Genomic DNA, 16021 nt, shown 5'->3' on the forward strand with positions numbered 1-16021 from the left:
AACGTGGTGACGTGACCTCAGCGCGGTATATGGACATTGCCGATCAGCTGGCCAGCGAGCTGGCCGCATGCAAGCCCGGCACCCGGGTGGCCAGTGAGCCCGAACTCGCCAACCGGTTCGGTGTCGGCCGCGCCGCGGCACGCTCGGCTTTGCAGGAATTGGAGCGCCGCCTGTTGGTCCGCCGCATCCAGGGGGCGGGCACCTTCGTCAATCGGCGTATCGACTACGTGATCTCGCGGACCAAGCCGCCGTCCTGGCATGCCACGGTGATCGCGAGCGGCGCCACTCCGCGCTCGCAGACCAAGGAGGTGCAGCGGATCGGGCTGGCCGCCGAGGAGTCGGATCAGTTGGGCTGGCCCGCGGGCACCCCGATGTACCGGATCGTGCGGCACTTCTTCATCGACGACCTGCTGGCCTCGGTCACTCGGGAGCTGGTCCCGGTCGAGGCCGCGCCCAATCTGGACGTCGCGCTGCAGAGCGTGGAGTCGGTGAACATCGTGCTGTGCCAGCTCGGTGGTTTGCGACCGGTGCGGGCGTGGTGCCGCGCGAGTTTGGACATCCCGCCCCGCGATGTGCTGCGGTCCCTCGGCATCGAAGCCAGCGACCCGGTGTGGCGGATCGACAGCATCAGCCGTGACGCCGAGAACGGTTGCGTGCTCTTGAGTAGCAGCGCATGGACCCGCGCCGACGCGGTGCGGGTGGTGGTCGAACTCGAAGACACCACCGCGGTGGGCGCCATATCGGGAGAACACCGTGAGTGATTCGCTGAACCGGGTGCGACGCTGCGGGTTGCTGGCCCAGGCCGAGATGGAGGAGCTGCGGGTGCTGGCCGATGCCTGTCTGGCCGACGGTGCCGATGTGCGTGTACTCGTCGCACCCGAGGTCGGATTGGTATCGACGCAGATTCGTGAGCCGGTCGCGGGTGAACGGTTTCTGCTCGGCGACGTGCTGGCCTGCCGCGCCGAGGTGGAACTGGCGGGTCACCGCGGCTGGGCGATGCGGGTCGGCGACGATCGGGTCGCCGTCCTGGCTGCCGCCGTGCTCGACGCCGAGGTAGAGGCGGGTCGGCCGCACGCCGCCGAAGTCGACCGGCTGTGCTGCGCGGTCGTCGCCCGCCAAGCCGAGCAGCAGCACCGCGAATGGGCAGAGCTAGCCCCCACCGTCGTCGAATTCGAGGACTTGAGGTGACCGCGTCGAGGGTGACCGCACTGCGCCCGGCCGACTCGCAGCAGGTCTTTCGGGCGGTGCTGGAGGCGCTGGCCCGGCCCGGAACCCCGTTGGCACTGCCCAGCGAACCGCTGTGCGTGCTGGCGCCGGCCGTTGCTGTGATCGTCGCGCTGGCCGACTCGACCACCGGGGTGTGCGTTCTGGAGAACCCCGATGACCGTTGGGCCGACGCGATCGCCACCGCAGCCGCGGCACCGGCCTGGCCGGCCGAGATGGCGCGATTGGTGGCTGCGGTCAGACCGGTCAGCACCGATGAGATTCGCGGCTTCACCCGCGGGTCGGCCCAGGCACCCGAGGACGCCGCACTGGTGGCACTCGGCGTGCGCGATGTGCACGGTGGCCCCGGCCGTTGGACGCTGTCGGGTCCGGGCGTTTGCGGTACCGCGACCCTCGCGCCCCAGGGCCTGCCCGCCGGATTCGCCGCCGCTCGGGCCGAGGCGGTCGGCGCACACCCGGCCGGCATCGACGTCCTACTGGTGACCGACGACGGGCGCGTCGTCGGTCTGCCGCGCACCACGACGATCACCGAGGAGAACTAGTGGGCTACTCAGGAGCGCGCGGTGGATTGGACGCCATTCTCGCCGCGGAGGATCTGGTGCGCCGGGCGCGCGATTTCGCGCCGGTTCCGTGGGCAAGCACCGAGCAGATCGTCGCGCGTTTCCGGCTCGCGGTCGACCGGGTGATGGGCGAGGCGGGTCTGTTCGACGAAGCCGCCGCGGCGGCCGCGCTTCGCCAGGCCGAAGGCGACTCGCTGGAGGCTGCGCACCTGCTGCGCGCGCACCGCTCGACGCTGCCCCGTCTTGCGGTCAGCGAGCCGATCGACCCCGACCGGATCACGATCATGCGCCGCATCGTGCCGGCCTTCCGCGAGCCTGACGGGCCGCAACTGCTGGGCCGCACCACCGACTACACCCGCAGGCTGTTGGACAAGTCGGGCCCCGCTCCCGCGCCGCCGGCCGAGGAGCAGCCGGTTCCGACGTCGCCGCGCACCGCGGAGCAGCGCAGCCCGCGGCGATTCCTCGACCTGCTGCGCGAGGCCGGTCTGGTCGTCGACCATCGCACCGGCGACGACCCGGAACCCTTTGACATCAGCCGTGTTCCGCCCCGGCCTCCAGCGCCGCGCTCGGCGGCGCTCGCGGCGATGGCGCGAGCTGAGACCGGCGCACTTGTCTCGTTGTGGTACCGGTCGATCCTGGGCCCCGACGGTGACATTCACGAGGTCACTCTCGGTGAGGTGCGGCACGGACGGTTGCCGTTAGAGGTCACGCATCCACATACCGGCGAGCCGGTGACGGTCGGTGAGTTCCGGATCACCGAAGCCGAGGCCATCGAGGATCTTGACGGTGCCGAGGAGGACCGCAGCCGGTTCGACGTCGGGTACGGAATGTGCTTCGGGCACAACGAACGTAAGGCCATCGCGATGGCGAACCTGGACATCGCCAACCGCCGGTTCGGCCGGTCCGGCCCGCTCGAACAGTTACTGCTGATGACCACCGATGGGCTGGACTCCGGCGGATTCCTGGAGCACCTCAAACTCCCGCACTATGTGACCTTCCGCTCCATGGTGGAACGCAAACAAGCGCTGCAGGCCGCAGGCGAAGCGCGAAGCGCGCGAGTTCCCGAGCCTGCCGGAAGGGAGTGCGAATGACCACGACAACCGAATTACTCACCGGATCAAGCGATTACGAGGCGCCGCCGGAAATCCTGGACGAAAGCGGCAAACGCGAGATCCGCCGTGCCGCGCTGACCGCGATCTGCGTGCCGGGGTATCAGGTGCCGTTCGGATCGCGGGAAATGCCGGTTGCGCGCGGCTGGGGTTCGGGCGGCCTGCAGGTGACGCTGGCGGTGATCGGCGCCGGCGATACCGTCAAGGTCATCGACCAGGGCGACGACGGCGGTGTCAACGCCACCAACTTACGCCGGCTGATCGCGTCCACCACCGGATGCGCCGAGTCGGCCGACACCCGGGAATCGACCGTGGTCCAGACCCGCCATCGCATCCCGGAGGAAGCCCTGTCGGCGGGCGATCTGCTGGTGTATCAGGTTCCGGTGCCCGAGCCACTGCGCAAGGTGCAGAAATCGGTCGCCGAGTGTCAGCGCATGCACGCCGAAAACGATTACGCCGCAATGTGGGCGGGCCTTTATGAGGACATCGTCCGTAATGGCATGATCACCCGCACCACGGGCTATCCGGTGCTGGTGGCCGGGCGATACGTGATGGCTACCACGCCGATTCCGCGCTGGGACGTACCGCGGCTGCATCGCAGCGAGCAGATCAACCTGTTCGGCGCCGGGCGCGAGAAGCGGATCTACGCGGTCCCGCCGCACACCGACGTGATCCCGTTGACGTTCGACGATGTGCCGTTCGAGGTGGAGTATTCACCCGGTGCGCGGTGCAGGCTGTGTGGCAGTGACGACGTGTTCCTGGTAGAGGCAGGGGCCGCAGGCGGTTTCGTGTGCAGCGATACCGAGTGGTGTGCCCGCGTGCGCGCCGGGAACGCCGACCGCGCGGCACATCGCAAGCGTGCGCCGCTGCACCTATTGCCCGATCCGCGGCGCCGTGCCGGGGCCTCGGCACGGTTGACTACCAGGCCAACCCCGACGCACCGCAGCGAAATGCGGGTGGGCGGCCGCGAATGGATGCTGCGAGTCGATTCGATCGGCAAGGTGCACGGCACCGGCGGCGTGTATGCGGTCGATGGCACCGGGCCCGAGTACGGCACCGCGATCAGCCCGAACACCGGCGCGGTCGTGGCGGCCTGGGATGTGTCGTTCGATGTCGCACCCGGTGAGGCGCTGGGTGTGATTGGGGAATCCGGATCGGGGAAGTCGACCGTACTGGCGTGCGTCATCGGAAACGAAAGCGCGACAGCAGGTTCGGTGCACCTGGCGACTGTCGACGACGGTGTTACCGACCTGCTCCTGCTGCCCGACGCGCAGCGCCGCCGACTGCGCGTCGACACGATGGCGGCGGTACACCAGAACCCCGCCGATGGTCTCGACCTGCGGATCAGTGCCGGCGGTAACGTCGCCGAACGGCTCACCGCGGCGGGTTGGCGCGGCTACCAGGGCATCCGCGACCGAGCCGCCGAACTCCTTGAGCGGGTCGAGGTTCCGTTATCCCGGATGGACGATCCGGTGGGGACGTTCTCCGGCGGCATGCGGCAACGCGTGCAGATCGCCAAGGCGCTGGCGACCGAACCGCCGGTGTTGCTGCTGGACGAGCCGACCACCGGGTTGGACGCATCGGTAGCCGCCGGTGTGCTCGACCTGCTGCGGGGATTGCTGTTTGAACGCAATATCGCGGCAGTCGTTGTCAGCCACGACTTCTCGGTGATCGAGGCGCTGACCGACCGCGCCGTCGTCATGCAGCTGGGCAGGGTGATCGAACGAGGCCTGACCGATCAGCTGTTCTGTGACCCGCATCAGCCCTACACACAGCGGCTCGTTGCCGCGGCCAGGAGGTGATCGCGGTGCCACCGGTGCTGACGGTGCGGGGACTGCACAAATCGTTCACGCTGCACACCATCGACGGGCGCGTCGTGCACTCACTGCGCGGCGTCGACCTCGACGTGCGGGCCGGCGAGCATGTCGCGCTGGCCGGCCCGAGCGGGGCCGGCAAGTCCTCCCTGCTGCGTTGCGTCCACCGCACCTATCTGCCGAACTCGGGGTCGGTGCTGTTGCGCACCACGGCGAACGAAGAGATCGAGTTGACCAAGCTGCCGGACCGGGCCATGGCACGCGTTCGGGGCCGCGAGTTCGGTTATGTTTCACAGTTTTTGAATGCACCGCCGCGTACCAGCCCGCTGGAGCTCGTAGCGGCCACAGCCCGGCGTCGCGGTGTCGACCGCGCCGAGGCGCGCGAGGCGGCGGGAGACGCGCTGCAACGGCTCAACCTCGACGAAGTGCTGTGGGACGTGGACTGCTCGGTGCTCTCCGGCGGAGAGCGTCAGCGGGTGAACCTGGCCGCCGGCACGGTACGGCCGCCGCGGCTGCTGCTGCTCGACGAGCCGGTGTCGGCGCTCGACCCCGCTAATCGCGAAGCGGCACTTGAATTGATTGGGGCGCTGACGACACAGAACGTCGCGGTGCTCGGGGTCTTTCACGATCTGGACGCCATGCGGCGGTTGGCATCTCGGGTGGTGCTGATGCGCGACGGCCGCGTGGTGAAAGACGGTGCGGTGAACGAGATCTTCGAAGGAGTGGCATGACGATCGAGATGTTCGAACGGACCGTGCGGCACTGGCCGTTGGCGATGCCGCCGGCGGATTACGTGCTCGGTCACGTCTGCGCCGTGCTGCCCGACGGCGTGATCGACGACGCGGTGGTGGCTGTGCGCAGCGGTGTCATCGCGGCGGTCGAACCACACCGGCCGGGGCTGTCGGTTGACGTCGACGGTCAAGGCCTGCTGTGTATTCCGGGTCTGGTGGATACCCACAGCGACGGGCTGGAGAAGGAGCGATTGCCGCGGCCAGGTGCCGAGTTGCCGATGGAGTTCGCGCTGCTGTCGTTCGAGGGCAAGCTACGGGCCGCCGGGGTGACGACGGTGTTTCACGGCGCCGGGTTCGAGCACAGCATGGGCCGCGGCACCCCGCGTACCGTCGAGGGCGCCGAGCTGTGCTGCGACGCCATCGAGGCGCGGACCGTGGGACTAGTGGACCACCGGATCCTGTACCGCCTCGATGTTCGTAGCCCAGAAGGTCTTGTGGCGCTTAAGGAACGGCTCGCCAGCCCGGTGGGCAGGCCGCTGGTCTCGCATGAGGACCACACTCCCGGGCAGGGCCAGTACGCCGAACGCGCATATTACGAGCGCTACATGATGGGCTCGCGCGGAATGACCGTCGAGGAAGCGGTGCGCCACGTCGACGACCTTATTGCCGAGCGCAGCGGGCGCCTCGGGATCCGTGAGGAGGCGATGGGCTGGCTCGGCGAGCACGCTCGAGCCGGGCGGATCCGGCTACTCGGCCATGACCCGACGTCGCGGGCCGAGGTCGACGAGTTGATGGCCCGAGGCGGTGCGGTCGCCGAATTCCCGACCACGGTGGCGGCCGCGCAAGCGGCGCGTGACCATGGGCTGCCGGTGGTGATTGGCGCGCCGAACGTGCTGCGCGGTTCCTCGCACAACGGCAACGCGTCAGGCCGCGAGCTGATCGAACGCGGCCTGGTGACCTCGATCGCTTCGGATTACCTGCCGTCGAGCCTGCTGGCCGCGGCATTCACCCTCGTCAACGACGCCGGGATCGGCCTGGCCGCCGCCGTCGCGCTGGTGACGTCGGGCCCGGCCGATGTCGCGGGGCTGGCTGACCGAGGCCGGCTGTTGCCCGGCCGGCGCGCGGATCTGGCGCTGGTCGCACCCGGGCGCTGGCCCGTCGTGCATTCGGTATTGGTGAGTAAGGAGACGCCGTGACCCTCACCCGTGAAACGTTGGCCATGCTCATCGACGGGCTGGCCGGCCTGCCCTATGGCCGTGAGGTGGTGGACCAGCGCGCGCATGCACTACAGACCGGGTGGTACGCCAAACAGGCCGGTGCCGACGACGAGCTGTTGCTCGCGGCGACATTGCACGACATCGGGAAGGCCAAAGTGACGGCTGCCCAATGGCCGGATCTTCCGCACGAGCTGTGCGGCGCCGAGTTCGCGCGCACGCACCTCAGTGAGCGCGCAGCCTGGATAATCGGTGCGCACGTGCCGGCCAAGCGCTACCTGGTCGCCACCGACCCGGGGTACCACGCGCATCTCAGCCCGGCCTCGGTCGCGTCGCTGAAACTGCAGGGTGGCGGGATGAGCGAGCTAGAGATCGCCGACTTCCGCGCAAATCCGGGCGCCGACGAGGCGGTCGTGGTGCGGCGCTGGGACGACAACGCGAAGGATCCGCACGGTCCGGTGATCACCATCGCCGAGGTGCTGGACGCCTACGACCGGCTGATCGCCTGAGCGCCGCGGGCGGATCTGCCCGGGCACTGATCGCCGAGTACCTGGGTTGCATGGATTTCTCGGGCCGCTGTGTCGTCCGGTAGCCTGATGCGGTTGCCGACGCAGGCGACCCTTCTGCCACGGACTGCCCGTGGCCGCTTAGACCAGAGGAGGTGATGAGGTCCTATGCGTCCATACGAAATCATGGTCATCCTTGACCCCACACTTGACGAACGCACCGTCGCCCCGTCCCTAGAGACGTTCCTCAATGTCGTCCGCAAAGACGGCGGATCCGTCGACAAGGTGGACATTTGGGGTAAGCGCCGGCTGGCCTACGAGATCGCCAAGCATGCCGAAGGCATCTACGTGGTTGTCGACCTCAAGGCGGAGCCGGCCACGGTGTCCGAACTCGATCGTCAGCTGAGCCTCAACGAGTCGGTGTTGCGCACCAAGGTGATGCGCACCGACAAGCACTGAGTTCGGTTGGCGCGCACGCTCCCCGTAGTCGGGGTGGGTGCGTAGGCTCAGCGAGAACATGCACATGACCGTTTACCGTTCCCGGGCGAGAGCCAGGACGGACCCAGGAGGACACAGTGGCTGGTGACACCACTATCACCGTTGTCGGAAACCTGACCGCCGACCCTGAACTGCGGTTCACTCCGTCGGGTGCCGCCGTCGCGAACTTCACCGTCGCGTCGACACCCCGGATCTTTGACCGCCAGAGTTCGGAATGGAAAGACGGTGAAGCACTGTTCCTGCGGTGCAACATCTGGCGCGAGGCCGCCGAGAACGTGGCGGAAAGCCTCACCCGCGGATCGCGCGTGATCGTCACCGGCCGGCTCAAGCAGCGCTCTTTCGAGACGCGCGAAGGTGAGAAGCGCACCGTCTTCGAGGTTGAGGTCGACGAGATCGGGCCCTCGCTGCGGTACGCCACCGCCAAGGTCAACAAGGCCAGCCGCAGTGGCGGCGGAGGCGGTGGCTTCGGCAGCGGCGGAGGCGGCGGCGGATCCCGCCAGGCGCCCCCGGCACAGCCAAGTAGCGCACCGGCTGACGACCCGTGGGGCAGCGCCCCGGCATCGGGCTCCTTCGCCGGCGGCGACGAAGAACCTCCGTTCTGACGTCAACCACATTTGAATCACGCAAGACCACTAGCAAACGGAAAGAAAGAAACACATGCCCAAGTCCACGAAACGGCGCCCGGCTCCGGAAAAGCCGATCAAGACACGGAAATGCGTCTTCTGCTCCAAGAAGGGCCAATCCATCGACTACAAAGACACCACCCTGCTGCGCACGTATATCAGCGAGCGCGGCAAGATCCGGGCGCGTCGTGTCACCGGTAACTGCGTGCAGCACCAGCGCGACATCGCGATCGCGGTGAAGAACGCCCGCGAGGTGGCTCTGCTGCCCTTCACTTCGTCGGCGCGATAACCGCCGGACGCCAACCGAAAGTACGAAAACGATGAAGCTGATTCTGACGGCCGACGTCGACCATCTCGGCACCGTTGGTGAGACTGTCGAGGTCAAGGACGGGTACGGCCGCAACTTCCTTCTTCCGCGCGGCCGGGCGATCCTCGCCTCGCGCGGTGCACAGAAGCAGGCCGACGAGATCCGACGTGCCCGCGACACCAAGGCCGTCCGCGATTTGGGGCACGCCAACGAGATCAAGACGGCGATCGAGGCGCTGGGTCCGGTTCCGTTGCCGGTGAAGACGGCGGCCGATTCCGGGAAGCTGTTCGGCTCGGTGACCGCCGGTGACGTCGCGGCGGCAATCAAGAAGGCCGGCGGCCCAAATCTCGACAAGCGCATTATTCGGTTGCCCAAGTCGCATATCAAGGCGGTCGGCTCCCATTCGGTCGCGGTGCATCTGCACCCCGAGATCAATGTCGACGTTGCGCTCAACGTCGTCGCGGATAGCTAACTCAGCACTGTTTGTCGACATCCGGCGGCTGCCCTAAATCGGCGGTCGCCGGATTTTGTCGTGCCGCCAGCGCGCCGAGAGATTGCGCTGTGGATGGACGTCGTGGGTCCGGCTGGCGAACTATTTCAGTGACGTCGCCGAGTGGGCCACTTAACCCCCTCGTAACTCAGCGCAAATATGGCCGAAAGCCAACACGCCCGGCGCAGTAACCTGCGACGACACGCCGAAGAGATTCTTCTCCACACCAATTCACCCGTCGTGTACGACCCTTATCAGCAGGGATGTCGCAGCGCCGCGTTTTAGTCCACAGGTTCTCCACAACCCACTCAACACAGGTGTCGATGGATATGCACATACGATGCACAACCTTATGAACAGCGCCCCTTTCAACAGCTGCCCAGCAACGTTTACGGTCTTCCCGGCGCGAGGCTTACGGGTGCTTGGTTCAGGGGTGTGCGAGCGTCCGGGCCTACGCTGCGAGTGTCGGCGATCGAATGTATGTTCGTATGATGTTGCAGAGGGAGGCGAAAGCCCGTGGCGGTCGTTGATGACCTAGCTCCTGGCATGGACGCTTCACCGCCCAGTGAGGAATTCAGCCGTCAGCCACCGCAGGATCTGGCCGCCGAGCAGTCGGTGCTGGGCGGGATGCTGCTGAGCAAGGACGCGATCGCCGATGTGCTGGAGCGGGTGCGGCCCGGCGACTTCTATCGCCCCGCACACCAGAACGTCTACGACGCGATCCTGGACCTGTACGGGCGCGGGGAGCCCGCCGACGCGGTGACGGTGGCCGCCGAACTGGACCGCCGCGGGCTGCTGCGCCGGATCGGGGGGGCTCCCTATCTGCACACCCTGATCTCAACGGTGCCGACCGCCGCCAACGCCGGGTACTACGCGGGCATTGTGGCGGAGAAGGCGCTGCTGCGACGGCTTGTGGAGGCGGGAACGCGGGTCGTGCAATACGGCTATGCCGGCGCCGAGGGTGCCGACGTGGCCGAGATCGTGGACCGCGCACAGGCCGAGATCTACGACGTCGCCGAGCGTCGGCTGTCGGAGGATTTCGTTCCGCTGGAGGACCTGCTGCAGCCGACGATGGACGAGATCGACGCCATCGCCTCCAACGGAGGCATCTCCCGCGGCGTGCCGACCGGCTTCACCGAACTCGACGAGGTGACCAACGGTCTGCATCCCGGACAAATGATCATCGTTGCGGCTCGTCCTGGAGTCGGCAAATCGACACTGGGTCTGGATTTTATGCGGTCGTGCTCGATCAAGAACCGGATGGCCAGCGTCATCTTCTCGCTCGAGATGAGCAAGTCCGAAATCGTGATGCGGCTGTTGTCGGCCGAGGCGAAAATCAAACTCGCCGACATGCGGTCGGGCCGGATGAACGACGACGACTGGACTCGGTTGGCGCGACGAATGAGCGAAATCAGTGAGGCGCCACTGTATATCGACGACTCGCCGAACCTGACCATGATGGAGATCCGCGCCAAGGCGCGCCGGCTCAAGCAGAAGGCCGACCTGAAGCTGGTCGTGGTCGACTACCTGCAGCTGATGACGTCGGGCAAGAAGGTCGAGTCGCGCCAGATCGAGGTGTCCGAATTCTCAAGGCATCTCAAGCTTTTGGCCAAGGAGATCGAAGTGCCGGTGGTGGCGATCAGCCAGCTGAACCGGGGTCCGGAGCAGCGCACCGACAAGAAGCCGATGTTGTCGGACCTTCGTGAGTCGGGATCATTGGAGCAGGACGCCGACATGGTCATCCTGCTGAACCGGCCGGATGCATTCGAGCGCGACGACCCGCGTGGGGGAGAGGCCGACTTCATTCTGGCCAAGCACCGCAACGGCCCGACCAAGACGGTCACCGTTGCCCACCAGCTGCACCTGTCACGCTTCGCGAACATGGCGCGGTAGTAACCTACCGGGCTGATGCTGGGGAGATTGGACCTGCGCGCGCCATCTTCAGACGAAAATTGTTGCGTCCGAACGAATCACGTCATCAACCTATGGCGTAATCGCCTTGGTCAGAGTGTAAATACATTGGCCTAGCACGTGGTGCTTCGGCGCTCGTGTGAGTCGAGTCAACTCCCACGACGAGATCAACAGGCCCCACAACAGGTACTGGATCCACGCCGGATCCAATTTGGTGTCTACAGTTCCCTCGACGTGACCTCTTTCAATCGTGAGGATCAAAGCTCGGTCGGCGTCTGTATCGGTGACCCAGTCGACGATGTCGAACATGTCGGGTCGATTGATAACCAGCAGGAGCAAGTCGCCCAACTCGAAGTACTCCTGCGCCAGCCGAGTTAGCGCGTCTGGAGCGCTGCCGTCGCCGAGGCGCGCGCGCACCGTGGCAGCCGCGATCTTTTCCGTCGCGTCGGTCCCGATTGCCGCCAGCAGGTCGGATCGTTCGGGAAAGTAACGGTGCACGGTCGAGCGTCCGACGTTTGCGACCAGGGCGATATCGGCCAACGCGGCTTGGGGATTGCGGGTCAGCGCCGAGACCGCGGCGTCCAGGATGGCGCGACGTGTCCGGACACGTGTGCCGGACTCAACAATTGCACCGGCGCCGTCCACGAAGCGATAGTACGCGAAGGTCCGGTTTAGGGAGCTCCTTGACATAAATAGGACAATCGTGTTCCATTTCGAATCATGCTTTCTCCATCGTATTTGGCGCGACTGCGCCTGCTTTGGTCATTCGCCGCACCTCATCGCGGTGCTCTCGCGGCAGGTCTGGTTTTGGGATTGCTGGGCTCGGCCGCTGGTTTGGCGACGCCCTTGGTCACTAAGTGGGTGCTCGACTCGCTTGGACAAAACGCGTCGCTGCGAGGTCCGGCGGTGACCCTGCTAGGGCTGTTCGTGTTAGGCGCGGGCATCCACTGTGCGCAATGGATGTTGCTCGGGACCGTCGGTGAACGGATAGTCCTTGACGCCCGGACGTCAATGGTGCGCCGCTTCCTTCGTGCCACGGTGCCTGCAATCACTAGCCGACCACCCGGCGAGCTGATCACTCGCGTCACCTCCGATACCGTGCTGCTGCATACGGCGACGTCGACGAGCTTGATCGGACTGATCAACGGCGCCGTGATGCTAGTCGGCACGCTGGTGCTGATGGGTGTGCTGGACACTGCGCTGCTAGCCGCCACGCTTGCGGTAATCGCAATAGCCGCAGTGCTGTCTATGCTGTTGATGCCCGCAATCGCTGCGGCACAGCAAGAAGCGCAGCATCACCTGGGACTCATGGGAGGCATCCTCGAAGGTGCCTTGCGTGCCGTACGCACACTGAAGGCCAGCCGGGCCGAGGAACGCCAGGCCACCCAAATCATTGTCGAAGCCAAGGCATCCACTCGCCAGGCCATTCACGCCGTGCGCTGGGAGTCGATCGCCTGGACGATTGCGTGGGCAGGTGTCGATCTGGCGATCGTCGTCATCATCGGAGTCGGGGCCTGGCGCGTCAGCGACGGCACACTGGCGCTGTCGAGCCTCATCGCGTTCCTGCTCTACGCGTTCGGGCTGATCGACCCGGTGACCGAGCTGTCGCAGGACGTCATCAATCTGCAGGCCGGTATCGCTGCGGCAAGCCGCATCCGCGAGGTCGAGACCTTCGAGGTCGAACCCGATCCGCACGCGGCACCAACAGCACCAGCAGCAGCGCTCGGCGATCAGCCTGTGATCGAAATGCGTGGTGTCACAGCTGGTTACGGGACAACCACTTCGGCCGTATGCGCTATCGATCTCGCCATCGCGCCGCGCGGACACACCGCCATCGTTGGCCCCTCTGGCGCGGGAAAGACCACGGTGTTGTCGCTGATCTTGCGATTCCTGGAACCTCAGGTCGGCGAGCTTCTGCTGCGCGGCCGGCCGTACAGCGGATGTAGTCATGCCGAGATCCGCAAACGCCTTGCCTTCGTGGAACAAGAGACGCCAAGCGTGCCGGGGACGATTCGGGAAAACCTGCTCTACACGTTTCCCGACGCAACAGAGGACGACTTGCGCAGGGCGCTCCGCGACGTCGGACTCGACGATGAGGTTGCCGCGATGAAAATGGGCGTTGATACCGATCTGACTTCGTTGGCGATCTCTAGCGGCCAACGGCAACGCGTGGCACTGGCGCGTTCCATCATGCGCCCCTCCGATGTTCTGCTGTTGGATGAGGCGACCGCACATGTGGACGCGCTGGCCGAAACCGCGATCCACGACTGCATCCGCCGGCTCGCACGCGACCAGGCCGTAGTTTCGGTAGCCCACCGGCTCTCGACGGTGGTCGACGCAGACGCCATCGTGGTCATGCAGGACGGCAACATCCGGGCACAGGGCACACACACCGACCTGCTGGCAACCGATCAGCTGTACCGCGACCTTGTCGACGCACTATGGGTCGGCGAACCGTCCATCGGCGCACATGAATAGGAGATTCCGCCCTGCGCGCAGACCTGGACCGCGCGGGACCCGTTTCACACGATTGGGCGCTCGAGTGTCTTGGTTTGGTGGTCGCGCCGGCTGGCAGGCCAGCGGATACCGGTAACGACTCCGCCGAGCGAGAACACAACCGGCAGCGAACTGGCGACGCGGACCCAGCGAACGTCCTTGCCCTCTGCGCCGGCCGTCCACGCTGACGCGGCGTCCATGGCGTCACACACCGCGCCCATCCACAGCGCGGTCCGCTTTGCCGGCCCCGCCACCGTCGCGACTCCGATCACATGTCGCGTGCTCCGAACAGCCGAGTCACGTAGCGGGAATCGGCGTTGTCTGCAGCTCCGGGGACCTGCCCGTGTCGCGCGAAAGCTCCAGGCCAAAAGTAGCCGACCAATCCGCCTGCGGTACGGGCGATTCCGATGATCGATGCAAGCACTCGGTTTGACATCCACACTCCTCGACAGGCTTCAGGTGGTCAGCTGACGCGATCCCCATTGTTGTCCGACCCGGCTGACGGGCAAGCCCGCGCAGCGGGCGATGACTTGCACGCATTAGGGACCGATGACCGACCCGAGGTAACGGGTGCTCAGCCTGGCGTAGGTGCCGTCGTGCTGTGCGATGTTCAGCCACTGGTCGACGTACTGCTGCAGACCAGCCTCGCCTGCAGGCAGCAAGTACGCTTTCTGCTCGAACGTCAACGGGCGGTCCGCGGCGACGCCACACAATCGCGGATTTTGCGCTATCTGATAGCGGATCTCGCTGGTGTCGGTGAACATGACGTCGGCTGCGTTATTGGCAAGCTGGTCGAAAATCATTGTGTTGTCCGGGAATTCGATTACCTGTGCATGTGTGATGTGGCTCTTGGCGAACTCGGCATTGGTCCCGCCCGGATTCTCGACAACGCGAACGCCTGCGGTGTCGATATCGGCCAACGTCCGGTATTTGTCGCTGTCCGTGCAGCGAATGATGGCGGCCTTGCCGTCGCGCAGGTACGGCGAGCTGTACAACGCCTGCTGAGCACGTTTCAAGCTGATGGAGATACCACCCATTGCAAGGTCGCATCGGGTGCCGACGTCGGTCACGATGTGGGCCCACGTGCTGGGTATCAGGTCGAGCCTGGCCCCCAACCGGTCCGCGAGGTCGTGCGCCATGTCGATGTCCAGGCCGCTCCACGAACCCTGGGAGTCGCGGAAAGTGAACGGGCGGTAGTCGCCGGTGCTACACACCCGGACGACCTTGTCGTGCACGATTCGGTCGAGGGCCGTCGGGGGTTTGCCCGCCGGTGGCGGCGATTGCGGTGCCGTGTTGCCGCACGCCGCCACCACGAGCAGTGCCGCCACTGTGGACGCCGCGGTCGTGCCGCGGCGCAGGACGGGCATTCGGTTCATCACCTGTGTCAAATATCGACCGCGCACGGCATCATCCCTACCCTGCCCGGGCCCCCGGCGGGGCCTTACCCCACCCGCGATTCGCCCTGAATTCCTCGAAGCGCTAATTTTCCTGGGTGATGTCCTCAGCTGCTCGTGCTCTGGCGCGGTGGATTGCTCCCTTCCTGACTGTTGCCGTCGTTGCCGGCATGTTCCCGCTACAGGCCGGCCTCGCCCCGGCGGTGCGCTTGGTCAGCGATGGGAACCCGCTGGCTGGTGCACCGTTCTACGTGAATCCCACGTCGGCGGCCATGCGCGCCGCACAGGCTGCCGATCCGCCGAGTCCGCAGTTGACCGCGATCGCCAACACGCCGCAGGCGTACTGGATCGTCCCGGGCGGTTCGGCGGGCACGGTCGGGAAGTACGTCGGCGACGCCAATGCCGCCGGCGCGATCCCGGTGCTGACGCTGTATGGGATCCCGCACCGCGACTGCGGCAGCTTCGCCGCGGGTGGTCTGGGGTCGGGCGCGGACTACCGGGGCTGGATCGACGGCATCGCTGCCGGCGTGGGCGCCTCGCGGGTGGCGATCATCGTCGAACCCGATGCGCTCGCGATGGCCGACTGTCTGTCGGGTGATGCGCGCCAAGAGCGCTTCGACCTGATTCGCTATGCCGTCGACACGCTGACTCGGGATCCGAACGCGGCCGTCTACGTCGATGCCGGTCACCTGCGCTGGCATAGCCCCGACGACATGGCCGCCAGGCTCAACCAGGCCGGCGTCGGCCACGCGCGGGGTTTCAGCGTCAACACGGCGAACTTCTTCACCACCGAGGACGAAATCGGTTACGGCGAAGCGATTTCAGGCCTCACCAATGGTTCGCACTATGTGGTCGATACGTCGCGCAACGGGGCAGGACCGGCACCCGACGCCGAGCTCAACTGGTGCAACCCGAGTGGCCGAGCGCTCGGTGCGCCGCCTACCGCGAATACCGCCGGCGCGCACGCCGACGCCTACCTGTGGATCAAACGTCCCGGCGAATCCGACGGATCATGCGGCAAAGGCGATCCGCCGGCGGGCACCTTCGTGAACCAGTACGCCATCGATCTAGCCAGCAGGGCGGGCCAGTAGCTCTGCGTCGACGAGCGGCGCGCGGCTGCGTGCTGTAAGAAAGTGCGTACACG

At 66.2% G+C, this 16021-nt stretch carries 18 protein-coding genes; 15 read left to right on the forward strand and 3 right to left on the reverse strand.

Translation table 11 applies throughout. The features are described from left to right. Positions 1-11: 11 nt before the first annotated feature. From DB708_RS10065 to dnaB, 13 genes are all read left to right on the forward strand, one after another. On the forward strand, positions 12-761 hold the full coding sequence (locus DB708_RS10065; RefSeq protein ID WP_201263481.1) for a GntR family transcriptional regulator: 750 nt from the start codon (positions 12-14) through the stop codon (positions 759-761). Next, on the forward strand, positions 754-1188 hold the full coding sequence (locus tag DB708_RS10070) for a phosphonate C-P lyase system protein PhnG (protein WP_108921815.1): 435 nt from the start codon (positions 754-756) through the stop codon (positions 1186-1188). The genes DB708_RS10065 and DB708_RS10070 overlap by 8 nt, the downstream gene beginning before the upstream one ends. Further along, positions 1185-1766, forward strand: a complete 582-nt coding sequence (gene phnH, locus DB708_RS10075) for a phosphonate C-P lyase system protein PhnH (RefSeq protein ID WP_165839793.1) — start codon at positions 1185-1187, stop codon at positions 1764-1766. The genes DB708_RS10070 and phnH overlap by 4 nt, the downstream gene beginning before the upstream one ends. Continuing rightward, the gene (locus tag DB708_RS10080) at positions 1766-2875 is read left to right on the forward strand and encodes a carbon-phosphorus lyase complex subunit PhnI (RefSeq protein WP_108921817.1); all 1110 of its coding nucleotides are present in this window, start codon (positions 1766-1768) and stop codon (positions 2873-2875) included. Before phnH ends, DB708_RS10080 begins: the two co-directional genes overlap by 1 nt. Next, a complete protein-coding gene (locus DB708_RS10085; RefSeq protein ID WP_108921818.1) occupies positions 2872-4695 on the forward strand; it encodes an alpha-D-ribose 1-methylphosphonate 5-phosphate C-P-lyase PhnJ in 1824 nt (607 codons plus the stop codon). The genes DB708_RS10080 and DB708_RS10085 overlap by 4 nt, the downstream gene beginning before the upstream one ends. A 5-nt stretch (positions 4696-4700) precedes the next feature. Further along, positions 4701-5438: a phosphonate C-P lyase system protein PhnL gene (locus DB708_RS10090; RefSeq protein WP_108922225.1), complete on the forward strand. Its 738-nt coding sequence runs from the start codon at positions 4701-4703 to the stop codon at positions 5436-5438. Next, on the forward strand, positions 5435-6634 hold the full coding sequence (locus tag DB708_RS10095) for an alpha-D-ribose 1-methylphosphonate 5-triphosphate diphosphatase (RefSeq protein ID WP_201263482.1): 1200 nt from the start codon (positions 5435-5437) through the stop codon (positions 6632-6634). Before DB708_RS10090 ends, DB708_RS10095 begins: the two co-directional genes overlap by 4 nt. Next, positions 6631-7161: an HD domain-containing protein gene (locus DB708_RS10100; RefSeq protein ID WP_108921819.1), complete on the forward strand. Its 531-nt coding sequence runs from the start codon at positions 6631-6633 to the stop codon at positions 7159-7161. The genes DB708_RS10095 and DB708_RS10100 overlap by 4 nt, the downstream gene beginning before the upstream one ends. Positions 7162-7326: 165 nt before the next feature. Further along, on the forward strand, positions 7327-7617 hold the full coding sequence (gene rpsF, locus DB708_RS10105; RefSeq protein ID WP_061557737.1) for a 30S ribosomal protein S6: 291 nt from the start codon (positions 7327-7329) through the stop codon (positions 7615-7617). 116 nt (positions 7618-7733) lie between these two features. Further along, positions 7734-8258, forward strand: coding sequence for a single-stranded DNA-binding protein (locus tag DB708_RS10110; RefSeq protein WP_108921820.1), 525 nt, complete (start codon positions 7734-7736; stop codon positions 8256-8258). A 55-nt stretch (positions 8259-8313) separates the two neighbouring features. After that, positions 8314-8568, forward strand: a complete 255-nt coding sequence (gene rpsR, locus DB708_RS10115; RefSeq protein ID WP_066819628.1) for a 30S ribosomal protein S18 — start codon at positions 8314-8316, stop codon at positions 8566-8568. A 31-nt stretch (positions 8569-8599) separates the two neighbouring features. Continuing rightward, the gene (rplI, locus tag DB708_RS10120) at positions 8600-9058 is read left to right on the forward strand and encodes a 50S ribosomal protein L9 (protein WP_108921821.1); all 459 of its coding nucleotides are present in this window, start codon (positions 8600-8602) and stop codon (positions 9056-9058) included. A 534-nt stretch (positions 9059-9592) separates the two neighbouring features. After that, positions 9593-10969: a replicative DNA helicase gene (dnaB, locus tag DB708_RS10125; RefSeq protein ID WP_108921822.1), complete on the forward strand. Its 1377-nt coding sequence runs from the start codon at positions 9593-9595 to the stop codon at positions 10967-10969. A 90-nt stretch (positions 10970-11059) separates the two neighbouring features. On the opposite strand, the gene DB708_RS10130 is transcribed toward dnaB, so the two are convergent. Continuing rightward, on the reverse strand, positions 11060-11632 hold the full coding sequence (locus DB708_RS10130; RefSeq protein ID WP_201263483.1) for a TetR/AcrR family transcriptional regulator: 573 nt from the start codon (positions 11630-11632) through the stop codon (positions 11060-11062). Between the two features lie 75 nt (positions 11633-11707). Between DB708_RS10130 and DB708_RS10135 the strand changes: the two genes are divergently transcribed. Then, complete coding sequence (locus DB708_RS10135) at positions 11708-13465, forward strand: ABC transporter ATP-binding protein (RefSeq protein ID WP_201263484.1); 1758 nt, start codon at positions 11708-11710, stop codon at positions 13463-13465. A gap of 44 nt (positions 13466-13509) precedes the next feature. Here DB708_RS10135 and DB708_RS10140 read toward each other — a convergent pair whose 3' ends face one another. Both DB708_RS10140 and DB708_RS10145 read right to left on the reverse strand, forming a co-directional pair. Beyond that, the gene (locus DB708_RS10140) at positions 13510-13755 is read right to left on the reverse strand and encodes a hypothetical protein (RefSeq protein WP_108921824.1); all 246 of its coding nucleotides are present in this window, start codon (positions 13753-13755) and stop codon (positions 13510-13512) included. Positions 13756-14022: 267 nt separating this feature from the next. Then, positions 14023-14850 carry a transporter substrate-binding domain-containing protein gene (locus tag DB708_RS10145; RefSeq protein ID WP_108922228.1) on the reverse strand — a complete coding sequence of 276 codons (828 nt, stop codon included), beginning with the start codon at positions 14848-14850 and terminating at the stop codon, positions 14023-14025. Positions 14851-14975: 125 nt separating this feature from the next. Between DB708_RS10145 and DB708_RS10150 the strand changes: the two genes are divergently transcribed. Then, the gene (locus DB708_RS10150; RefSeq protein ID WP_108921825.1) at positions 14976-15968 is read left to right on the forward strand and encodes a glycoside hydrolase family 6 protein; all 993 of its coding nucleotides are present in this window, start codon (positions 14976-14978) and stop codon (positions 15966-15968) included. Positions 15969-16021 lie beyond the last annotated feature (53 nt).

The sequence above is a fragment of the Mycobacterium montefiorense genome, from assembly GCF_003112775.1.
GTDB classification, from domain to species: domain Bacteria; phylum Actinomycetota; class Actinomycetes; order Mycobacteriales; family Mycobacteriaceae; genus Mycobacterium; species Mycobacterium montefiorense.

Coding starts and splice junctions, on each gene's coding strand:
- rpsF (WP_061557737.1), top strand. CDS start 7,327: ATGCGTCCATACGAAATCATGGTCATCCTTGACCCCACACTTGACGAA.
- rplI (WP_108921821.1), top strand. CDS start 8,600: ATGAAGCTGATTCTGACGGCCGACGTCGACCATCTCGGCACCGTTGGT.
- DB708_RS10145 (WP_108922228.1), bottom strand. CDS start 14,850: ATGCCCGTCCTGCGCCGCGGCACGACCGCGGCGTCCACAGTGGCGGCA.
- rpsR (WP_066819628.1), top strand. CDS start 8,314: ATGCCCAAGTCCACGAAACGGCGCCCGGCTCCGGAAAAGCCGATCAAG.
- DB708_RS10095 (WP_201263482.1), top strand. CDS start 5,435: ATGACGATCGAGATGTTCGAACGGACCGTGCGGCACTGGCCGTTGGCG.
- DB708_RS10085 (WP_108921818.1), top strand. CDS start 2,872: ATGACCACGACAACCGAATTACTCACCGGATCAAGCGATTACGAGGCG.
- DB708_RS10135 (WP_201263484.1), top strand. CDS start 11,708: ATGCTTTCTCCATCGTATTTGGCGCGACTGCGCCTGCTTTGGTCATTC.